A 14,374-nucleotide genomic window follows, 5' to 3' on the forward strand; every position below is an offset into this window, starting at 1 on the left:
CTTCGTGGTCTGAACGATGGTTAGCGAAACGGTAATGAAACACGGCTAATGTTCACCAAATCGAAGGTTTCGGCGGCCCGCGGCGGGTCTGCCGGTGAAGCGAGGATTTTAGTTTTGCGTATCCGTGTTTCGACCGCAATGACTGCGGCCGCCCTGTTGTTTGCGCCTGCAAGCGCCTTTGCCGGCGATTATTTCTGGTCCGGTGACTGGTATCTGAAGGTCGGCGCTGCCGGCTTTGCCGCCCCGGATTACGAAGGCGCCAAGAAGTACCTGTTCCAGGTCACCCCGATGATCTCGCTCGGCAAGGCCGGCAGCACGGTGCGTTTCTCCTCGCGCAACGACAACCCGTCCTTCGCGCTCATCGACAATGGCGGTTTTCGCGCCGGTGCGACCGGCAAGCTGGTCATGTCGCGCGATGACGGCGATTCCGACGATCTCAAGGGCCTGACCCCGGTAAAATTCGGCGGCGAACTCGGTGCGTTCGCCGAAGCCTATCCGACCGACTGGCTGCGCGTGCGCGGCGAAGTGCGCCACGGCATCCGCAGCCATGACGGCATCGTTGCGGACATTTCGGCGGATGCTTTTGTCGACGTGCGGCCGGATGTGCGCCTCTCGGCGGGTCCGCGTGTCACCATCGCTTCGAACGACTACATGGACACCTATTACGGCGTGAAGCCGAGCCAGGTCGCGGAATCCGGCCTTGACGCCTTCGATCCGGATGGCGGTATCCATTCGGTCGGTGCCGGTGCCGCCATTACCTGGCAGGTCAACGAGAAGATCGAAACCAGCGCCTTTGCCGAATACAAGCGCCTTGTCGGTGACGCGGCGAAGTCGAGCCTCGTCAAGGAGCGCGGCGACAAGAACCAGTTCCTGATCGGCCTCTCCGCCACCTACCGCTTCGATTTCACGTTGCCGTAACCGGCTGCGGCTTCGTGCCGGCTTGACCGGGGCGAGGCCGCTTGCGATCTAGGGGGATGATCACCTCTCCGTCCGATTCCGGCCGCGTCGCCGATGCGCCGTCCAACAACTGGGTCTACCGCGCGCTGCCGCGCGCCGCCTGGCCCTATGCACAGCTTGCGCGCTGGGACCGGCCGATCGGCTGGCAGCTTCTGCTCCTGCCCTGCCTCTGGTCGACGGCGTTGGCGGCCAACCTTTCGGCGGCGGTCGGCACGTTCGATCTGACGCGTTTCGTCACGCATCTCGTTCTATTCTTCATCGGTGCCATCGCCATGCGCGGCGCCGGTTGCACCTATAACGATCTCGTCGACCACGATATCGACCAGGCGGTCGCCCGCACCCGCTCGCGCCCGCTGCCGTCCGGCCGCGTCACGCGCCGGCAGGCGAAGATCTTCATGGCGCTGCAGGCGCTTGTCGGCCTTGTCGTGCTGCTGCAGTTCAATCTTTTCGCCATCGTGCTCGGCGTCGCGTCGCTGGCGATCGTCGCGATCTATCCCTTTGCCAAGCGCTTTACCGACTGGCCGCAATTCTTCCTCGGCATGGCCTTTTCCTGGGGCGCGCTGATGGGCTGGGCGGCGGAGTTTTCGGAGATTTCGAGCGCCTCTGTCGCGCTCTACATAGCCGCCATCGCCTGGACGATCGGCTATGACACGATCTATGCCCATCAGGACAAGGAAGACGACGCGCTGATCGGCGTGCGCTCCACAGCGCGGCTGTTCGGCGAGAATACGGCGCAGTGGCTTATGGGGCTCTATGGCCTGACGGTGGCGCTGATCGCGCTGTCGTTCTGGCTCACCGGTGTCGGTCTTGTCGCCTGGCTCGGCCTTGTCGTCGCAGGCGTCATGCTCGCCTGGCAGATCGCCACGCTCGACATCGATGACCCCGAACAGTGCTTGGCACTGTTCAAGTTCAACGGTGTCGTCGGGCTGATCCTGTTCCTGGGCCTCGTTGCCGCGCTACCCTTCGCTTAGAGCAATTCCGGCAAAACTGCGCAGCGGTTTTACGTTCCCAACTGCGCAAGACCATAAACTCAGGCGGTCTTCAGCGCACTTTCGGAAGTGGCTTCGGTCCCGACGCGGCGGGCGCCGCCATATTCCGTCGTACGGTCGAAGCCGACGCCGGATGCGCCGGAATGGCGGCTGGTGGCGACGACCTGGAACGCGTTGAGCGCGCCACGGTGGAAGGACAGCGCGCAAAGCGAGAGGTAGAGCAGCCAGATGCGCGTCTGCGGCATGCCGACGAGGGCAGCACCCTCTTCCCTGCGCTCATAGAGGCGGCGGACCCAGTGTTCGGTCGTGTAGCCGAAATGCTCGCGCACGGCCTCGACTTCATGAACCTCGAAGCCTGCCCGTTCCAGGGCGCCGGTGGTCATGCCGACATGGTCAAGCTCGCCGCCGGGGAAAATGTACTTCACGATGAACTGCATGTAGGGCGTGAGCTTCGGGAAATCCTCCGGCCGCTCGGTATTCCGCCGGAAGCTTGCCTGGCCGAAATAGACGCCGCGCGGGCGCATATGCTTGCGCAGGTATCGGTAGAAGTCGTGGTGGTTGGCGATGCCGACGTGCTCGATCATCTCCACCTGCGCGATCTTGTCGAAGATCTTGTCGTCGGAAATGCTGCGGCAATCACGCAGCTCGATCTTGACCTTGTCGCCCAGGCCCATTCTGTCGATCTTGGCGTTCACGAAGTCGAACTGCTCCTGCGACAGCGTCGTGCCATAGGCATCGACACCATAATGCTGGGCCGCGTAGCACAGAAGCCCACCCCAGCCGCAGCCGGGATCGAACAGCCGGTCGCCCGGTGCAAGACGCAGCTTGCGGCAGATGAGATCCAGCTTGTTGATCTGCGCCTCGTCGAGCGACGTGTCGGGCGTCGGGAAGTAGGCCGAAGAATACACCATCTCCTTGTCGAGGAAGAGGCTGTAGAAGTCGTTGGAGAGATCGTAGTGGAAGCCGATCATCTCCTTGTCGTCGCGCCCGCTGGTCGGGGTGATGCCCGCCTTCTTGGTGAAGCGCTTGACGAAGGATGAGGCCGAATAGCTCTTGAGCAGGATGGGCAGGGCCATCTTCAGGAGGCGTGCCTTGTTGATCTTCTTGGGCAGGCGGAGGAACTGGAGGTGGTCCACGCCGCGCATCGCATCGACCGGGTTGGCGCCGACGATGTCGAGATCGCCCGTGGCGTAGAGTTCGGCGACGCTGATCAGCGACGGTTCGCGCAACAGCCGGCGAAGCACGTTCGCGGAAGCGACAACGAAACGGATTTCGTCCTGGGCCTTCTTGCCGAGCGGGATGACCGTGCCATCCCAGAGCTCAAGGCAGATATTGACGTTGAGATGCTTGGCCAGCTCTCCGATAACTGCTTTGGTTGCTTCCAGCTCACGCTGCGTACCGAGTTCCCGAGACATACAAGACTTTCCGACGTTTCAAACCGGAGTGCAATTGCGCTGTTTCACTGCCGGATGTCAACCGCTGCGGGCAGGCGTCGGGCAAAAGGCGACCGCATTGGCCGACGCGCGGCCTAGCGGTAGCGGGGCGAGCGCGCGCCCACATGCGGTCGCTCTTCCAAGCGGCGCAAAGTCGCCGGATGCATCGCGATCTCGAAACCCCGGCGCGGTGGGCGGCCGCGCTCGATGAGCGCTGCGTCGGCCTTGCGGATCTGGACGAGGAGGGTGGTGAAGAGCTTTGCCATGATGATCGGTCCCTTGCGTTCGCGCGGGCTTCGCCGCTGTGTTGAACGCTGTTTCCCACGCCGGGCGCGTGAAAAGTGTTCCAGAGGGAACAGGGCACGAAAAAGCCGGCCGCAGGGAACGGCCGGCTCTTCTGGAGGTCATGTCTTCGTCGGGCATCAACGCCGGGCGATGATTTCCCGGCCGTCGATCTTCATCTGGACGCCAAGCTTGCCCGTCGTGCGGCGCACGAGGAAGCGCGGGCGGCGATCCGCGAAATAGGAGTGGCGGCGGCGCGGCTTGGCGGGGCGGCTGCCGACGGTCAGGTTGTCGTCGAGCGGCCGGGCGATGCCATCGGCCTCGACCATCAGCATCGGAATGCGATAGGCGTCCGCCCAGCTGCGCCAGTCGGCGGCGATATCGCAGAGATCATGCGCCACGAGCAGCGGAATGCAGAGGTCCGGGTCGGGGTGATGCAATTCGAGGGTAACGGTCACGTCGCCGTTGCCGTGGTCGATGGCGCGGGCGGCAACACCCTTGAAGGCGCGGGCCGGCAGTGCAATCGAAAGCGGCAGGCCGCTTGACGGAAGGACCTTGCGCAGGACGGCACCGCGCTCGTCGAGCGTGATGGTGGCATCGGTTCCTTCGCCACGCAGCTCGAATGTCACCTGCTGCGGGAAGCGCTTGGGATCGAGCCGGAGCGTGTTGCCGGCCCATGCCGGCTTGGAAACGGTATTCAGCATGTCTTTCGCCCTTGTTTTCCTTGAGAGCCGTATCCGGTCTTCTCATTGGGACTTTGCGTCCTCTGAGGGGGAGAATAGGCGGGCCCCCTTCCTCGCCGCTTAAAAATTGCGGTTAAGAAAACTTTGCGCTTCCCGATGGTTAGCAAAACCGCACGGCACAGGGTTTAGGGAAGGTGAACGCCGCGGCCCGCAAGTGTCCCACGCTCCCAACAGGCCGGGACAAGCCTCGCGCGCGAAAATAGCCTTCGATTGGCTTGCCGTTGCCACGAAGGAAGAGTTGCCGATGCTGTCCACCTATACGAGCTACAACCTCATCGCGCGCGACATGTTGACGTCGCTGGACCGCACGGCGAGCGAGACGACGACGGCGCGTGAGGCGGCGTATTACAAGGAGAACATCGGCAAGGTGTCGACCGTCGATGAGTTCCTCGACGACTACCGGCTCTATTCCTACGCCATGAAAGCCCACGGCCTGGAAGAGATGACCTATGCCAAGGCCTTCATGCGCAAGGTGCTGGATAGCGACATCTCGGATGCCAACAGCTTCGTGAACATGCTGACCGATACGCGCTACCGCGACTTTGCCACCGCCTTCAGCTTCACCGGCGCCACCGCCGTGGCGCAGACCGAGGTGCAGCTCGATGAGATCATTGGCCTCTATTCCGCGACGGCCGCCAATGCCGGCGATGTGATCAAGGAAGAAACCCGCTACTACAACATCGTCATCGACACGGTGACGAGCGTCGACAAACTGCTCAACAACGAGCGCCTGCGCAACTACGTGTTCACCTCCTTCGGCATCGACCCGGCGAACTATTCGCGCGCGGCGATCAAGGGCGTGCTGTCGAGCGATCGCAACGACCCGGCGAGCTATTTCAACACGGAGTTCGAGGCAAAGGCGACGGCGGCCGCCGCGGCGCGGCAGGCGGCGAGTGACGAGCTGGCAGGGCTGGAATCGAACCCCGCCAACCAGCCGCGCATCACCCAGCTCAAGGCGGAGATCAACCGTCAGATCGCCATCATCAGCAATGTCGATAAATACCGTGCGCTGGCGGATGCGTTCAACTTCAACACGGACGGCACGGCGACGGCCGGCACCGTGCAGGACGCCGACCAGAAGAAGGGCACGAACGAACTCTACACGCTCTCCAATCCGCGCATAACGACCGCGGCGGCGCTGATGAACCAGGAGTACTTCGAAAGCCGGATCGGCAGCATCACCACGGCAAACGAACTCATCGCCGATCCGCGCATAGTCGCCTACCTCAAGGTCGCCTTCGATCTCGACAAGGTGTCCGTCGGCAGCCTGACGCTGCGCAATATCATCACCAGCGACGCTGACCCGAACAATGCGACGAGCTACATCAACATGTTCGGCGGTGCCGACAAGGAACAGTACGTTGCGCTGCGCGCCGCCTTCAATTTCCAGGAAGACGGAACGCTGGCGGCCGGCGACACGCCGCAGACCGCGGCCCAGACCGCGACGACCGCGCGCGGCTACATGGTCCGCTACAACGACAAGGATGACGAGGCGGACGAAACCGCCATCAAGCGCTTCAAGGGCCAGATCGGCGCTGTGAAGACCGTGAAGGACTTCATCGGCGAAGCGACGATCTACGACTTCGCGTTGAAAGCCTTCGGCATCGATCCGACGAAGGTCTCGGCGCTGACAATCAAGAATGTGCTGAAAAGCGACCTCAACGACCCGAAGAGCTATGTGTACCAGCTCGACGACGAGCGTTACGTGGAGCTCGCCAAGGCGTTCAATTTCGGGTCGGACGGTAATATTACCCAGCCGAAACTGGCGCAGTCCGAATCCGAAATCCTCGTCATGTCGCGCGGCTATGTGGTGGAGAAATCCCGTTTCGGAACGGAGGATGACCGCAAACTGGCAGAGGAAGAGGCGAAATATTACTCCGTCCAGATGCAGAAGATCGATTCCGTCAAGGAATTCCTGTCCGATGCGCGCCTCGTCGCCTTCGTTCTGGAAGCCAACAGCATCGATCCGGCCAGCGTCGATGCCGAGTTCATGGCGAAGATTTTCACCTCCGATCTAGACGATCCGAAGAGCTTCGTGAACCAGCAGGCCGACCGCTCCTATCGCAAGATCGTCGCCTCGTTCAACTTCAACGCGGAAGGGCTTGTCGAGCGGCCGGACGATGCGCAGATCCAGTCGCGCCGCGGCATCTACGAGACGCTCGACAGTTACGTCCGCCAGATGCTGGAGGAGGAGGCCGGCAACGACAATGCCGGCGTGCGCCTGGCACTTTACTTCGAGCGCAAGGCGGACACGATCTCGAGCGCCTACGATCTTCTCGCCGACGATGCGCTCTTCGAGGTGTTCAAGGTGCTCTTTCAGTTGCCGGACGAAATCGGCGGCGCGGATATCGATGCCCAGGCCGACATGATCAACCGCTATCTCGAGCTGAAAGACCTGCAGGACCCGGAGAAGGTCGCCAAGATGATCGTGAAGTTCTCCGTGCTCTACGACCTCGACAACCAGAGCACACCCGATGCCGCCCTATCGGTGCTGACCGGCTCCGGCAATGCCGGCATCAGCGCCGACCTGATGATGTCGCTGGCGCAGCTGCGCACCGGCGGCAGCTGAACGGTCAGGCGTTGACGACCTTGCCGGGGTTCATGATGCCGGCGGGGTCGAAGGATCGCTTCACCCTTCGCATCAGGTCCATCTCGATCGGCGCGCGGACCTCCGCCAGTTCGTCGCGCTTCAACTGGCCGATGCCATGCTCGGCGGAAATCGAGCCGTTGTAGTTCAGCACGATGCCGTGCACGAGGTGGTTGATCTCGCGCCAGCGGTCAAGGAAAGCCTGTTTGTCAGCGCCGACGGGCTGCGAGATGTTGTAGTGGATATTGCCGTCGCCCATATGGCCGAACGAGCATATGCGCGCGCGCGGAATAGCGGCCATCACCGCGGCGTCCGCCTCCGCCATGAACGCCGGAATAGCCGAGACCGGCACGGAGACGTCGTGCTTGATCGAGCCGCCCTCCGGCTTCTGTGCCGGCGACATGCTTTCGCGCATGTGCCAGAGCGCCCGGCGCTGCTCTTCGCTGGAGGCGATCACCGCATTTTCGACAAGCCCCGCCTCGATGCCTTCGGACAGCAGCGCTTCCATCATGCGCGTCGCAGTCTCTGCGTCGTCGGAGGTGGAGATGTCGATGAGCACGTACCAGTCGTGCCGGGTGGCGAGCGGATCGCGCACGCCCGGAATGTGGCGCGTGGTGAAATCGACGCCAAGGCGCGGCATCAGTTCAAAGCCGGTGAGGGCAGGGCCGCAACGGCTGGAGGCGCGCTCGAAGAGGGTGAGGGCATCCGCAACCGATTTCAAACCGGCGAAGGCGACCTCGTGGCCGAGCGGCCGCGGGAAAAGCTTGAGCACAGCCCCGGTAATGATGCCGAGTGTGCCTTCCGCGCCGATGAAGAGATCGCGCAGGTCATAACCCGTATTGTCTTTCTTGAGGCGGCGCAGCCCGTTCCACACCTCGCCGGTCGGCAGCACGACTTCGAGGCCGAGGCAGAGTTGGCGCATATTGCCATAGGCGAGCACGGCGGTGCCCCCGGCATTGGTGGAAAGGTTGCCGCCGATCTGGCAGGAGCCTTCCGAGCCGAGCGACAGCGGAAACAGCCGGTCGACCGCTTCGGCCGCCTTCTGGATGTCCGCCAGCACCGCGCCGCCATCGGCGACGATAACATTGCCCACCGGATCGACATCGCGGATGCGGTTGATGCGGGAGAGCGACAGCACGACATCGGCTGCGCCCTCGCGTGGTGCGGCTCCGCCGACATGGCCGGTATTGCCACCCTGCGGCACGATGGCCGTGCGGGTCTCGGTGGCGAGCGCCAGGATGGCCGAAACCTCTTCAACGGAACCGGGCCGCAGCACCAGCGGCGACGTACCATGATAGAGCCCGCGGCTCTCGATGAGATAGGGGGCGATGTCCCGGTCTTCGGTGAGCGCATAGGTCTCGCCGGTAATGGCGGCGAAACGGGTGATCAGGTCGGGAGAAAGCGTTGCCTGGGCCATCACGTCTTCCTTTTAGCCGCGCGGGGCGGCCGCGCGCTGCAAACGGTCGTTGATCGCCTCGCCGAGGCCATCCGAAGGGATCGGCGAAAACGCAATCGAGCCTGCGCCCGTCGCATCCGCCTGTTTCATATAGCCGAACAGATTGGCGGCGGCTTCCGCCAGATCACCGCTGGGGCTCAAGTCCAGCACGAGCGCCGCATCGGCCTCGCCGGGAAGCGTCCTGCCGCCGAAGCGGATCAGCACCTCGCCCGGCCGCACGTCACGCGCATCGAGCCGCACGGGCGCGTCGGGCGCATAATGCGAGGCGAGCATGCCCGGCGCCTCGATCGTGGCGCCCGCCGTGTCGTTGCGCAGCACCGGGCGGCCGGTGACGCGCTCAACCTCGGCCGCATCCAGCCCGCCGGGGCGCAGCAGCCGGATCGTTTCGCCCTCGACCTTGAGGATGGTGGATTCAAGCCCAACCACAGCCGGCCCGGCATCGAGCACCAGCTCCAGCCGCGCGCCAAAATCCTCGGCGACATGCCGGGCGGTCGTCGGGCTGATACGGCCGGAGGTATTGGCGCTGGGGGCCGCCAGCGGCCGGCCGAAGGCGGCAAGCAGCCGGCTGGAAAAACCCGTCGGCACGCGGATGCCGACCGTGTCCAGCCCCGCGCGCGCCAGCGGGTGGATGGCGCTCTCCGGCCGGATCGGCAGAATGAGGGTCAGCGGGCCGGGCCAGAAGGCCTCTGCAATCTGGCGCGACAGCGGATCGAAGACGGCATGCTGCTCCGCCATGGCGAGATCGGCCATGTGGCAGATCAACGGATTGAAGCGCGGCCGGCCCTTCATCTCATAGATGCGGGTGATCGCCAGCGGATTGGTGGCATCGGCTGCAAGGCCGTAGACCGTTTCCGTAGGGATCGCGACCGGCACGCCGCGGCTCAGCACCTCCGAGGCCCGCGCCAGCGCCACCTCCGGTTCCGTCCGCGTATCCACGATGTAAGCCATGTCGCCCTTCCGTCGTTTCCGGCCTCCTTTACAGGGCTTTGGCGGCAAATGCCAAGGGCACAGACGGATTGCTTAAAATTCGAATGATCGGGTTAGAGGGGTCGAAAGAGCGGCCTGCTATGGGTGAGGTGAACAGTCCCGCACGCAGGTCCCCGCACCAGATGACTCACAAGAAATCCTCGACGACCGACATCGCCCTGCGCGTCGCAACGGCCATGAAGCAGATGGGCATCGATGGCCTGCCGCGCAACTACGAACTGGTCTATGAGGCCTATGCCGGCGCCAATCCGGATCTGGTGCGCGATTTCGTGGCGCTCGGCAAGTACAAGACCCAGGCCATGCTCGATGAACTCGGCCGGAAGTACCTGCCCCACCAGCACGAGGCGGGCGTGCTGCAACGCTCGGCCGGTGCGATCAGCGGCGAGATGAGCAATTTCATGGACCTGCTCAGCCAGGAGCGGACGTCGCTTTCCGACTACGGCCGGCTGATCGGCGAGGCCTCGCAGGTCATTCAAAAAGCGGGCGGGGTGGACATACTCGGCGGCTCGCTCGAGGCCCTGCAGCGCGCGACGGAACAGCGCGTCAGCCACACGGCGGAAATGGCGGCAAAGGTTGCCGCGCAATCGGCCGTCATGGAGGGCATCCAGAAGGAGATGGCGGATTTCGAGGCGATGAAATTCATCGACCCGCCGACGAAACTCGGCAACCGCCGCGCCTTCAACAAGGCGCTCGCCCGAGTCTATGCCAATCCGGACCTGCCGATGCTCTGCGGCGTCGTCGTCGCCGAGGTCGATGCCGACCGCCGTTTCTCGCCGGCCCAGATCGAGGCCCTTTCGGACCATCTCGTCACCTTCTACGGCGGCCTTATCCGCCAGGCGTTCCCGGCCAACGATCTCGCCGTGCGCTTCGACGGCCTGCGCTTCGGCTTCCTGTTCCAGACGTCGGACGAGGGCGAGGTGACACGGCTCGTCGATCTGTTGCGCGCAGCGTTCCAGACGGTGGCGCTCCGCGACCCCCGCACCGGCCGCAATCTCGGCCATCTGACCTTGTCAGCCGGTGTGTGCATGTCGGACCGCGCCGACAGCGCGCTCGACCTCGCATCGGCCTGCGACCGGGCGCTTCTGAAGGCGAAGGGCGCCGGGGGCGATCTCGTCGTCGTCTACGGTCGCGGTGACGAAGTGCCGGCCGGCAAGGAATGGATGCTGTACCGGGCGTCCTAGAGCAATTCCAGCAAAGGTGCGCAGCGGCTTTGCATGCCGCGAAATGCTCTAAAGTGCGCGGATGATCTTGCGTAGCGCCTCGTTGCGGGCACCGAGCATCAGCACGTTCTTCATGGCAAGCTTCGGGTCGTCTGTGCGGAAGATCACGCCGTTGCCGCGCACCTTGCGGTCGATGGTGAGGCGGCCTTCCTCTTCCGTCGGGGTGATCGCGATGGCGAAATACATGCGGCCAGGCTTCTTCGAAATGCCGGCGAAGAACTGTTCCCCGTCGCCGATCTCGGCACGGAAATTGGTCATGTAAAAGGCCCATTGCACGTTCGGGAATTCCGCAAAGCGGGAATTGGCCACCGTGATGTGGCAGTAGCCGAGATGCGGCGTCTCGGCCAGCGTGCGGTGGAAGATCAGCTTGGGAAACTGGATCGTCTCGTGAAAGCCGTTGATACGGTCATGGGTGACGCTGCCCGCCCGCTCCAGCTTGCGGCCGGTGCGCTCGGCCACTTCCTGATAGGAGAGGTAGCGCTTCTCGCTCGGGCTCCAGCTGATGTCGCGGTCGATGCGGCCGGTCCGGAGGAACTGGGTGTGTACGGCTGCTTTCGGCGGGTTCGCACGCTTGTAGGCAACGGCGTCGTAATATCGAAATTTCGTCTGCTGCACGTGGCGGCACTCCATCCTCGCGCCCTGATCGCTGACGAGTTTAGGAAAACGTCGTTAAGCAATCCTTTCTGTTGCACTCCCAATTCCTGTCCTGACAGTATTTTAGTCGCAATATGACAAGCGCGTGATGCTTGATCACAGCGCAGCCCCTGTCGGGGCAATGCGCCGAAAAATTGGGCATATCGCTTTGGTATGACTGGAAAAAGTCAACCGGTCACACCCCAAGCCATCTGGAAAGAGCTGTCGTCAAATCAGGAGACCGTGTCGTTTTTCGACATGTTATGTGATGATTCTTGCGGTTAGATAAGGAAACTCAAGGTGCCACTCTCAAGCGAGGGTGGAGAATTGGGAAGCCGGTTTAAATCCGGCGCTGCCCCCGCAACGGTGTTGGAGCAAGGTGCAGCAGTAGCCACTGGACGGGAGGTCTGGGAAGGCGCTGCACCGGTTCGGAAAGCATGACCCCGAAAAGTTTTCGACTTTTTGGACACGGTCATGACCCGACAAGAACACTCCTCAGCCCGGAAACCAGCCTTGCAGAAACGATCGTGACTGGCTGCGGCGGGCGGCCGGGAAGCGTGCATTCCGTGCGGCTTGCCGCGTGGATGCCGTCTCCTTCCGTGCGCCTCATCCAAAAGCAAAACCTGGATATTCTGAGGATCCGGCATGGACATTCGCAGCGACGTGCTCCGCAAGCTCAAGAACCGGCGCGACGGCTACAGCCTCGAGCAGGCCTTCTATATCGACCAAGACCACTACAAGCTCGACCTGGAGACGATCTGGTATCGCGACTGGCTGTTCATCGGCCATGACTGCGAGATCCCCAAGGCCGGCAACTATTTCACCGTGCAGGTCGGCGATTATCCCGTCGTCATCACCCGCGATCGCTCGGGCACGGTGCGCGCGCTGCACAATTCCTGCCGCCACCGCGGCTCGCGCGTCTGCACGCAGAACAAGGGTTCGTCGGCCAAGCTCGTCTGTCCCTACCACCAGTGGACCTACGAACTGGACGGTTCGCTGCTCTTCGCCCGCCACATGGCGGAGGATTTCGACAGGACGCAGCACAGCCTGAAGCGCATGCATTGCGAGACCGTCGGCGGTTACATCTTCATCTGCCTTGCCGATGAGGCCCCGGATTTTGCGCCGTTCCGTGCCATGGTCGAGCCCTATCTCGCCCGTCACCGTCTCGGTGAGACGAAGGTCGCCTTCGAAAGCACGATCATCGAGAAAGGCAACTGGAAGCTCGTCTGGGAAAACAACCGCGAGTGCTACCACTGTGCCGCCAACCATCCGGAACTCTGCCGCACCTATCCGGAAGCGCCGAGCGCCACCGGCGTGCAGGGCGCCAAGGACGACCCGGTCATCGCTGAGCATTGGGCGAAGTGCGAGACCGCCGGCCTGCCGAGCGAGTTCCGCATGTCACTGAGCGGCCAGTTCCGCGCCGCCCGCATGCCGCTGATCCAGGACGCCGAGAGCTACACCCTGTCGGGTGCGCGCGCCGTCGCACGCCCGCTCTCCAGCGACGTGCAGGAAAGCCATATCGGCACGCTGCTGCTCTTCCACTACCCGACGACATGGAACCACGTGCTCGCCGACCACGCCATCACCTTCCGCGTGCTGCCGCTCGGCCCGGAACTGACGCAGGTCACCACCAAATGGCTGGTCAACAAGGATGCCGTGGAAGGTATCGATTACCGTCTCGACGAACTCACCCATGTCTGGACCGAAACCAACGACCAGGACCGCCGGATCGTCGAGGAAAACGCCTTCGGCATCCGCTCGCCGGCCTACCAGCCCGGACCTTATTCGCCGGAAGATGAAGGTGGCGTCATGCAGTTCGTTGAATGGTACGCCAATTTCATGATCGAACGGCTCGACGGCGCCAAGCAGCCGCTGTCACGGGTGGCGTGAGATGACGATCGCCAGCCAATTCCGCCATTTCGACGAACTCAATCCCTGGCACGATCGCCACAACCTCTTGGAATGTGTAGCCGCGACCGTCGAGACGACGGATGTGATGACCTTCACCTTCCGCTCGGATCGCGACAACTGGTTCCGCTATCTGCCGGGCCAGTTCGTCACGCTGGAACTGCCGGTCTCCGAAGACGAGCCGGTGATGCGCACCTACACGCTGTCCTCGACGCCCTCGCGCCCCTTCTCCGTCGCCGTGACGGTGAAGGCGCAGAAGAACTCGATCGGCACGCGCTGGATGTTCGACCATCTGAAGCCGGGCATGAGGCTGAAGGCCTTTGGACCGCTCGGCGACTTTTCCTTCGTGCGCTATCCCGCCGAAAAGTACCTCTTCATCTCGGCCGGCTCCGGCGTCACGCCGATGATGTCGATGACGCGCTGGATGTCGGATTGCGCACCGCAGTCGGACGTCGCCTTCGTCACCTGTGCGCGCAGGCCGGACGACCTGCTGTTCAAGGCGGAACTCGAATGTCTGGCGGCCCACATGCCGAACCTGGCGCTGGGCTTCGTCGTCGAAGGCCACAATCCGCGCGACGGCTGGCATGGTCTGCGCGGCCGGATCGACGCGGCGCGCCTGTCGCTGCTCGCACCCGACTTCCGCGACCGCACCGTGTTCTGCTGCGGCCCGGAACCGTTTATGCGCGGCGTCAGGGACATGCTGAAGGTCTGCGGCTTCAACATGGACCGCTACCACGAGGAGAGCTTCCAGCCGGCAGCAGCACCGGCACCGGAGGAGATCGCCATCCGTGCCGGCGCCGGCGAGATCGAAGTCGATGCCAATGCGGTTGCCACCATCTCCTTCACCATGGCCGGCAAGGAAGGCAAATGCCCGCCCGGCCAGACGATCCTGCAGACGGCACGCGCCGCCGGCGTGCGCATCGGCGCGGCCTGCGAGGGCGGCCTGTGCGGCACCTGCCGTGTCCTGAAGATTTCCGGCGACGTGGACATGCGCCACAATGGCGGCATTCTCGACGACGAGATCGAGGAGGGCTATATCCTCGCCTGCTGCTCGCGGCCGATCGGCGACGTGTCGATCGAGGCGTGACGCAAGGTATTCGACCTATCCATTGCCGGCGGGGGCGGCGGAAAAGATTTTTTGGTAAGGGCCCCCCGCCCGGCGGGCGGGGGAAAACACCC

Annotated in this window: 12 protein-coding genes and 1 riboswitch; of the genes, 6 read left to right on the plus strand and 6 right to left on the minus strand. The window is 63.3% G+C overall.

The window, feature by feature from the left end; genetic code table 11:
* Window positions 1–114 precede the first annotated feature (114 nt).
* Complete coding sequence (locus tag ACT6VE_RS11960) at window positions 115–918, plus strand: MipA/OmpV family protein (RefSeq protein ID WP_083242884.1); 804 nt, start codon at window positions 115–117, stop codon at window positions 916–918.
* A 56-nt stretch (window positions 919–974) separates the two neighbouring features.
* Window positions 975–1,928 carry a 4-hydroxybenzoate octaprenyltransferase gene (gene ubiA, locus ACT6VE_RS11965; protein ID WP_444798830.1) on the plus strand — a complete coding sequence of 318 codons (954 nt, stop codon included), beginning with the start codon at window positions 975–977 and terminating at the stop codon, window positions 1,926–1,928.
* A gap of 59 nt (window positions 1,929–1,987) precedes the next feature.
* On the opposite strand, the gene ACT6VE_RS11970 is transcribed toward ubiA, so the two are convergent.
* From ACT6VE_RS11970 to ACT6VE_RS11980, 3 genes are all read right to left on the minus strand, one after another.
* Window positions 1,988–3,361, minus strand: a complete 1,374-nt coding sequence (locus ACT6VE_RS11970) for a class I SAM-dependent methyltransferase (protein ID WP_444798831.1) — start codon at window positions 3,359–3,361, stop codon at window positions 1,988–1,990.
* A gap of 113 nt (window positions 3,362–3,474) precedes the next feature.
* On the minus strand, window positions 3,475–3,645 hold the full coding sequence (locus tag ACT6VE_RS11975) for a hypothetical protein (RefSeq protein ID WP_444798832.1): 171 nt from the start codon (window positions 3,643–3,645) through the stop codon (window positions 3,475–3,477).
* Window positions 3,646–3,801: 156 nt separating this feature from the next.
* Window positions 3,802–4,365, minus strand: coding sequence for a DUF6101 family protein (locus tag ACT6VE_RS11980; protein WP_160861618.1), 564 nt, complete (start codon window positions 4,363–4,365; stop codon window positions 3,802–3,804).
* Window positions 4,366–4,648: 283 nt separating this feature from the next.
* Here ACT6VE_RS11980 and ACT6VE_RS11985 point away from each other — a divergent pair, with 283 nt between their 5' ends.
* Window positions 4,649–6,973 (plus strand): DUF1217 domain-containing protein, encoded by a 2,325-nt coding sequence (locus tag ACT6VE_RS11985; RefSeq protein ID WP_444798833.1) that lies wholly within the window; start codon window positions 4,649–4,651, stop codon window positions 6,971–6,973.
* Between the two features lie 4 nt (window positions 6,974–6,977).
* Here the strand turns inward: ACT6VE_RS11985 and ACT6VE_RS11990 are convergent, their stop codons facing one another.
* Both ACT6VE_RS11990 and ACT6VE_RS11995 read right to left on the minus strand, forming a co-directional pair.
* On the minus strand, window positions 6,978–8,408 hold the full coding sequence (locus ACT6VE_RS11990) for an FAD-binding oxidoreductase (RefSeq protein ID WP_444798834.1): 1,431 nt from the start codon (window positions 8,406–8,408) through the stop codon (window positions 6,978–6,980).
* Window positions 8,409–8,420: 12 nt separating this feature from the next.
* Complete coding sequence (locus ACT6VE_RS11995) at window positions 8,421–9,395, minus strand: L-threonylcarbamoyladenylate synthase (protein ID WP_444798835.1); 975 nt, start codon at window positions 9,393–9,395, stop codon at window positions 8,421–8,423.
* A 161-nt stretch (window positions 9,396–9,556) separates the two neighbouring features.
* Here ACT6VE_RS11995 and ACT6VE_RS12000 point away from each other — a divergent pair, with 161 nt between their 5' ends.
* A complete protein-coding gene (locus ACT6VE_RS12000; RefSeq protein ID WP_444798836.1) occupies window positions 9,557–10,615 on the plus strand; it encodes a diguanylate cyclase domain-containing protein in 1,059 nt (352 codons plus the stop codon).
* Window positions 10,616–10,663: 48 nt separating this feature from the next.
* Here ACT6VE_RS12000 and ACT6VE_RS12005 read toward each other — a convergent pair whose 3' ends face one another.
* Complete coding sequence (locus ACT6VE_RS12005; protein ID WP_444798837.1) at window positions 10,664–11,269, minus strand: DUF6656 family protein; 606 nt, start codon at window positions 11,267–11,269, stop codon at window positions 10,664–10,666.
* Between the two features lie 299 nt (window positions 11,270–11,568).
* Window positions 11,569–11,817, plus strand: a riboswitch (cobalamin riboswitch).
* 115 nt (window positions 11,818–11,932) lie between these two features.
* Here ACT6VE_RS12005 and ACT6VE_RS12010 point away from each other — a divergent pair.
* Complete coding sequence (locus tag ACT6VE_RS12010) at window positions 11,933–13,177, plus strand: aromatic ring-hydroxylating oxygenase subunit alpha (RefSeq protein WP_444798838.1); 1,245 nt, start codon at window positions 11,933–11,935, stop codon at window positions 13,175–13,177.
* A gap of 1 nt (window position 13,178) precedes the next feature.
* Window positions 13,179–14,282: a 2Fe-2S iron-sulfur cluster-binding protein gene (locus ACT6VE_RS12015; protein ID WP_444798839.1), complete on the plus strand. Its 1,104-nt coding sequence runs from the start codon at window positions 13,179–13,181 to the stop codon at window positions 14,280–14,282.
* The last annotated feature ends 92 nt before the right edge of the window (window positions 14,283–14,374 follow it).

This window comes from Shinella sp. (genome assembly GCF_052438155.1).
Taxonomy (GTDB): domain Bacteria; phylum Pseudomonadota; class Alphaproteobacteria; order Rhizobiales; family Rhizobiaceae; genus Shinella.

Excerpts from the sequence above, each read along its gene's own strand:
- ubiA (WP_444798830.1), top strand. The coding sequence starts at position 975 with ATGATCACCTCTCCGTCCGATTCCGGCCGCGTCGCCGATGCGCCGTCC.
- ACT6VE_RS11970 (WP_444798831.1), bottom strand. The coding sequence starts at position 3,361 with ATGTCTCGGGAACTCGGTACGCAGCGTGAGCTGGAAGCAACCAAAGCA.
- ACT6VE_RS11975 (WP_444798832.1), bottom strand. The coding sequence starts at position 3,645 with ATGGCAAAGCTCTTCACCACCCTCCTCGTCCAGATCCGCAAGGCCGAC.
- ACT6VE_RS11980 (WP_160861618.1), bottom strand. The coding sequence starts at position 4,365 with ATGCTGAATACCGTTTCCAAGCCGGCATGGGCCGGCAACACGCTCCGG.
- ACT6VE_RS11985 (WP_444798833.1), top strand. The coding sequence starts at position 4,649 with ATGCTGTCCACCTATACGAGCTACAACCTCATCGCGCGCGACATGTTG.
- ACT6VE_RS11990 (WP_444798834.1), bottom strand. The coding sequence starts at position 8,408 with ATGGCCCAGGCAACGCTTTCTCCCGACCTGATCACCCGTTTCGCCGCC.
- ACT6VE_RS11995 (WP_444798835.1), bottom strand. The coding sequence starts at position 9,395 with ATGGCTTACATCGTGGATACGCGGACGGAACCGGAGGTGGCGCTGGCG.
- ACT6VE_RS12000 (WP_444798836.1), top strand. The coding sequence starts at position 9,557 with ATGACTCACAAGAAATCCTCGACGACCGACATCGCCCTGCGCGTCGCA.
- ACT6VE_RS12010 (WP_444798838.1), top strand. The coding sequence starts at position 11,933 with ATGGACATTCGCAGCGACGTGCTCCGCAAGCTCAAGAACCGGCGCGAC.
- ACT6VE_RS12015 (WP_444798839.1), top strand. The coding sequence starts at position 13,179 with ATGACGATCGCCAGCCAATTCCGCCATTTCGACGAACTCAATCCCTGG.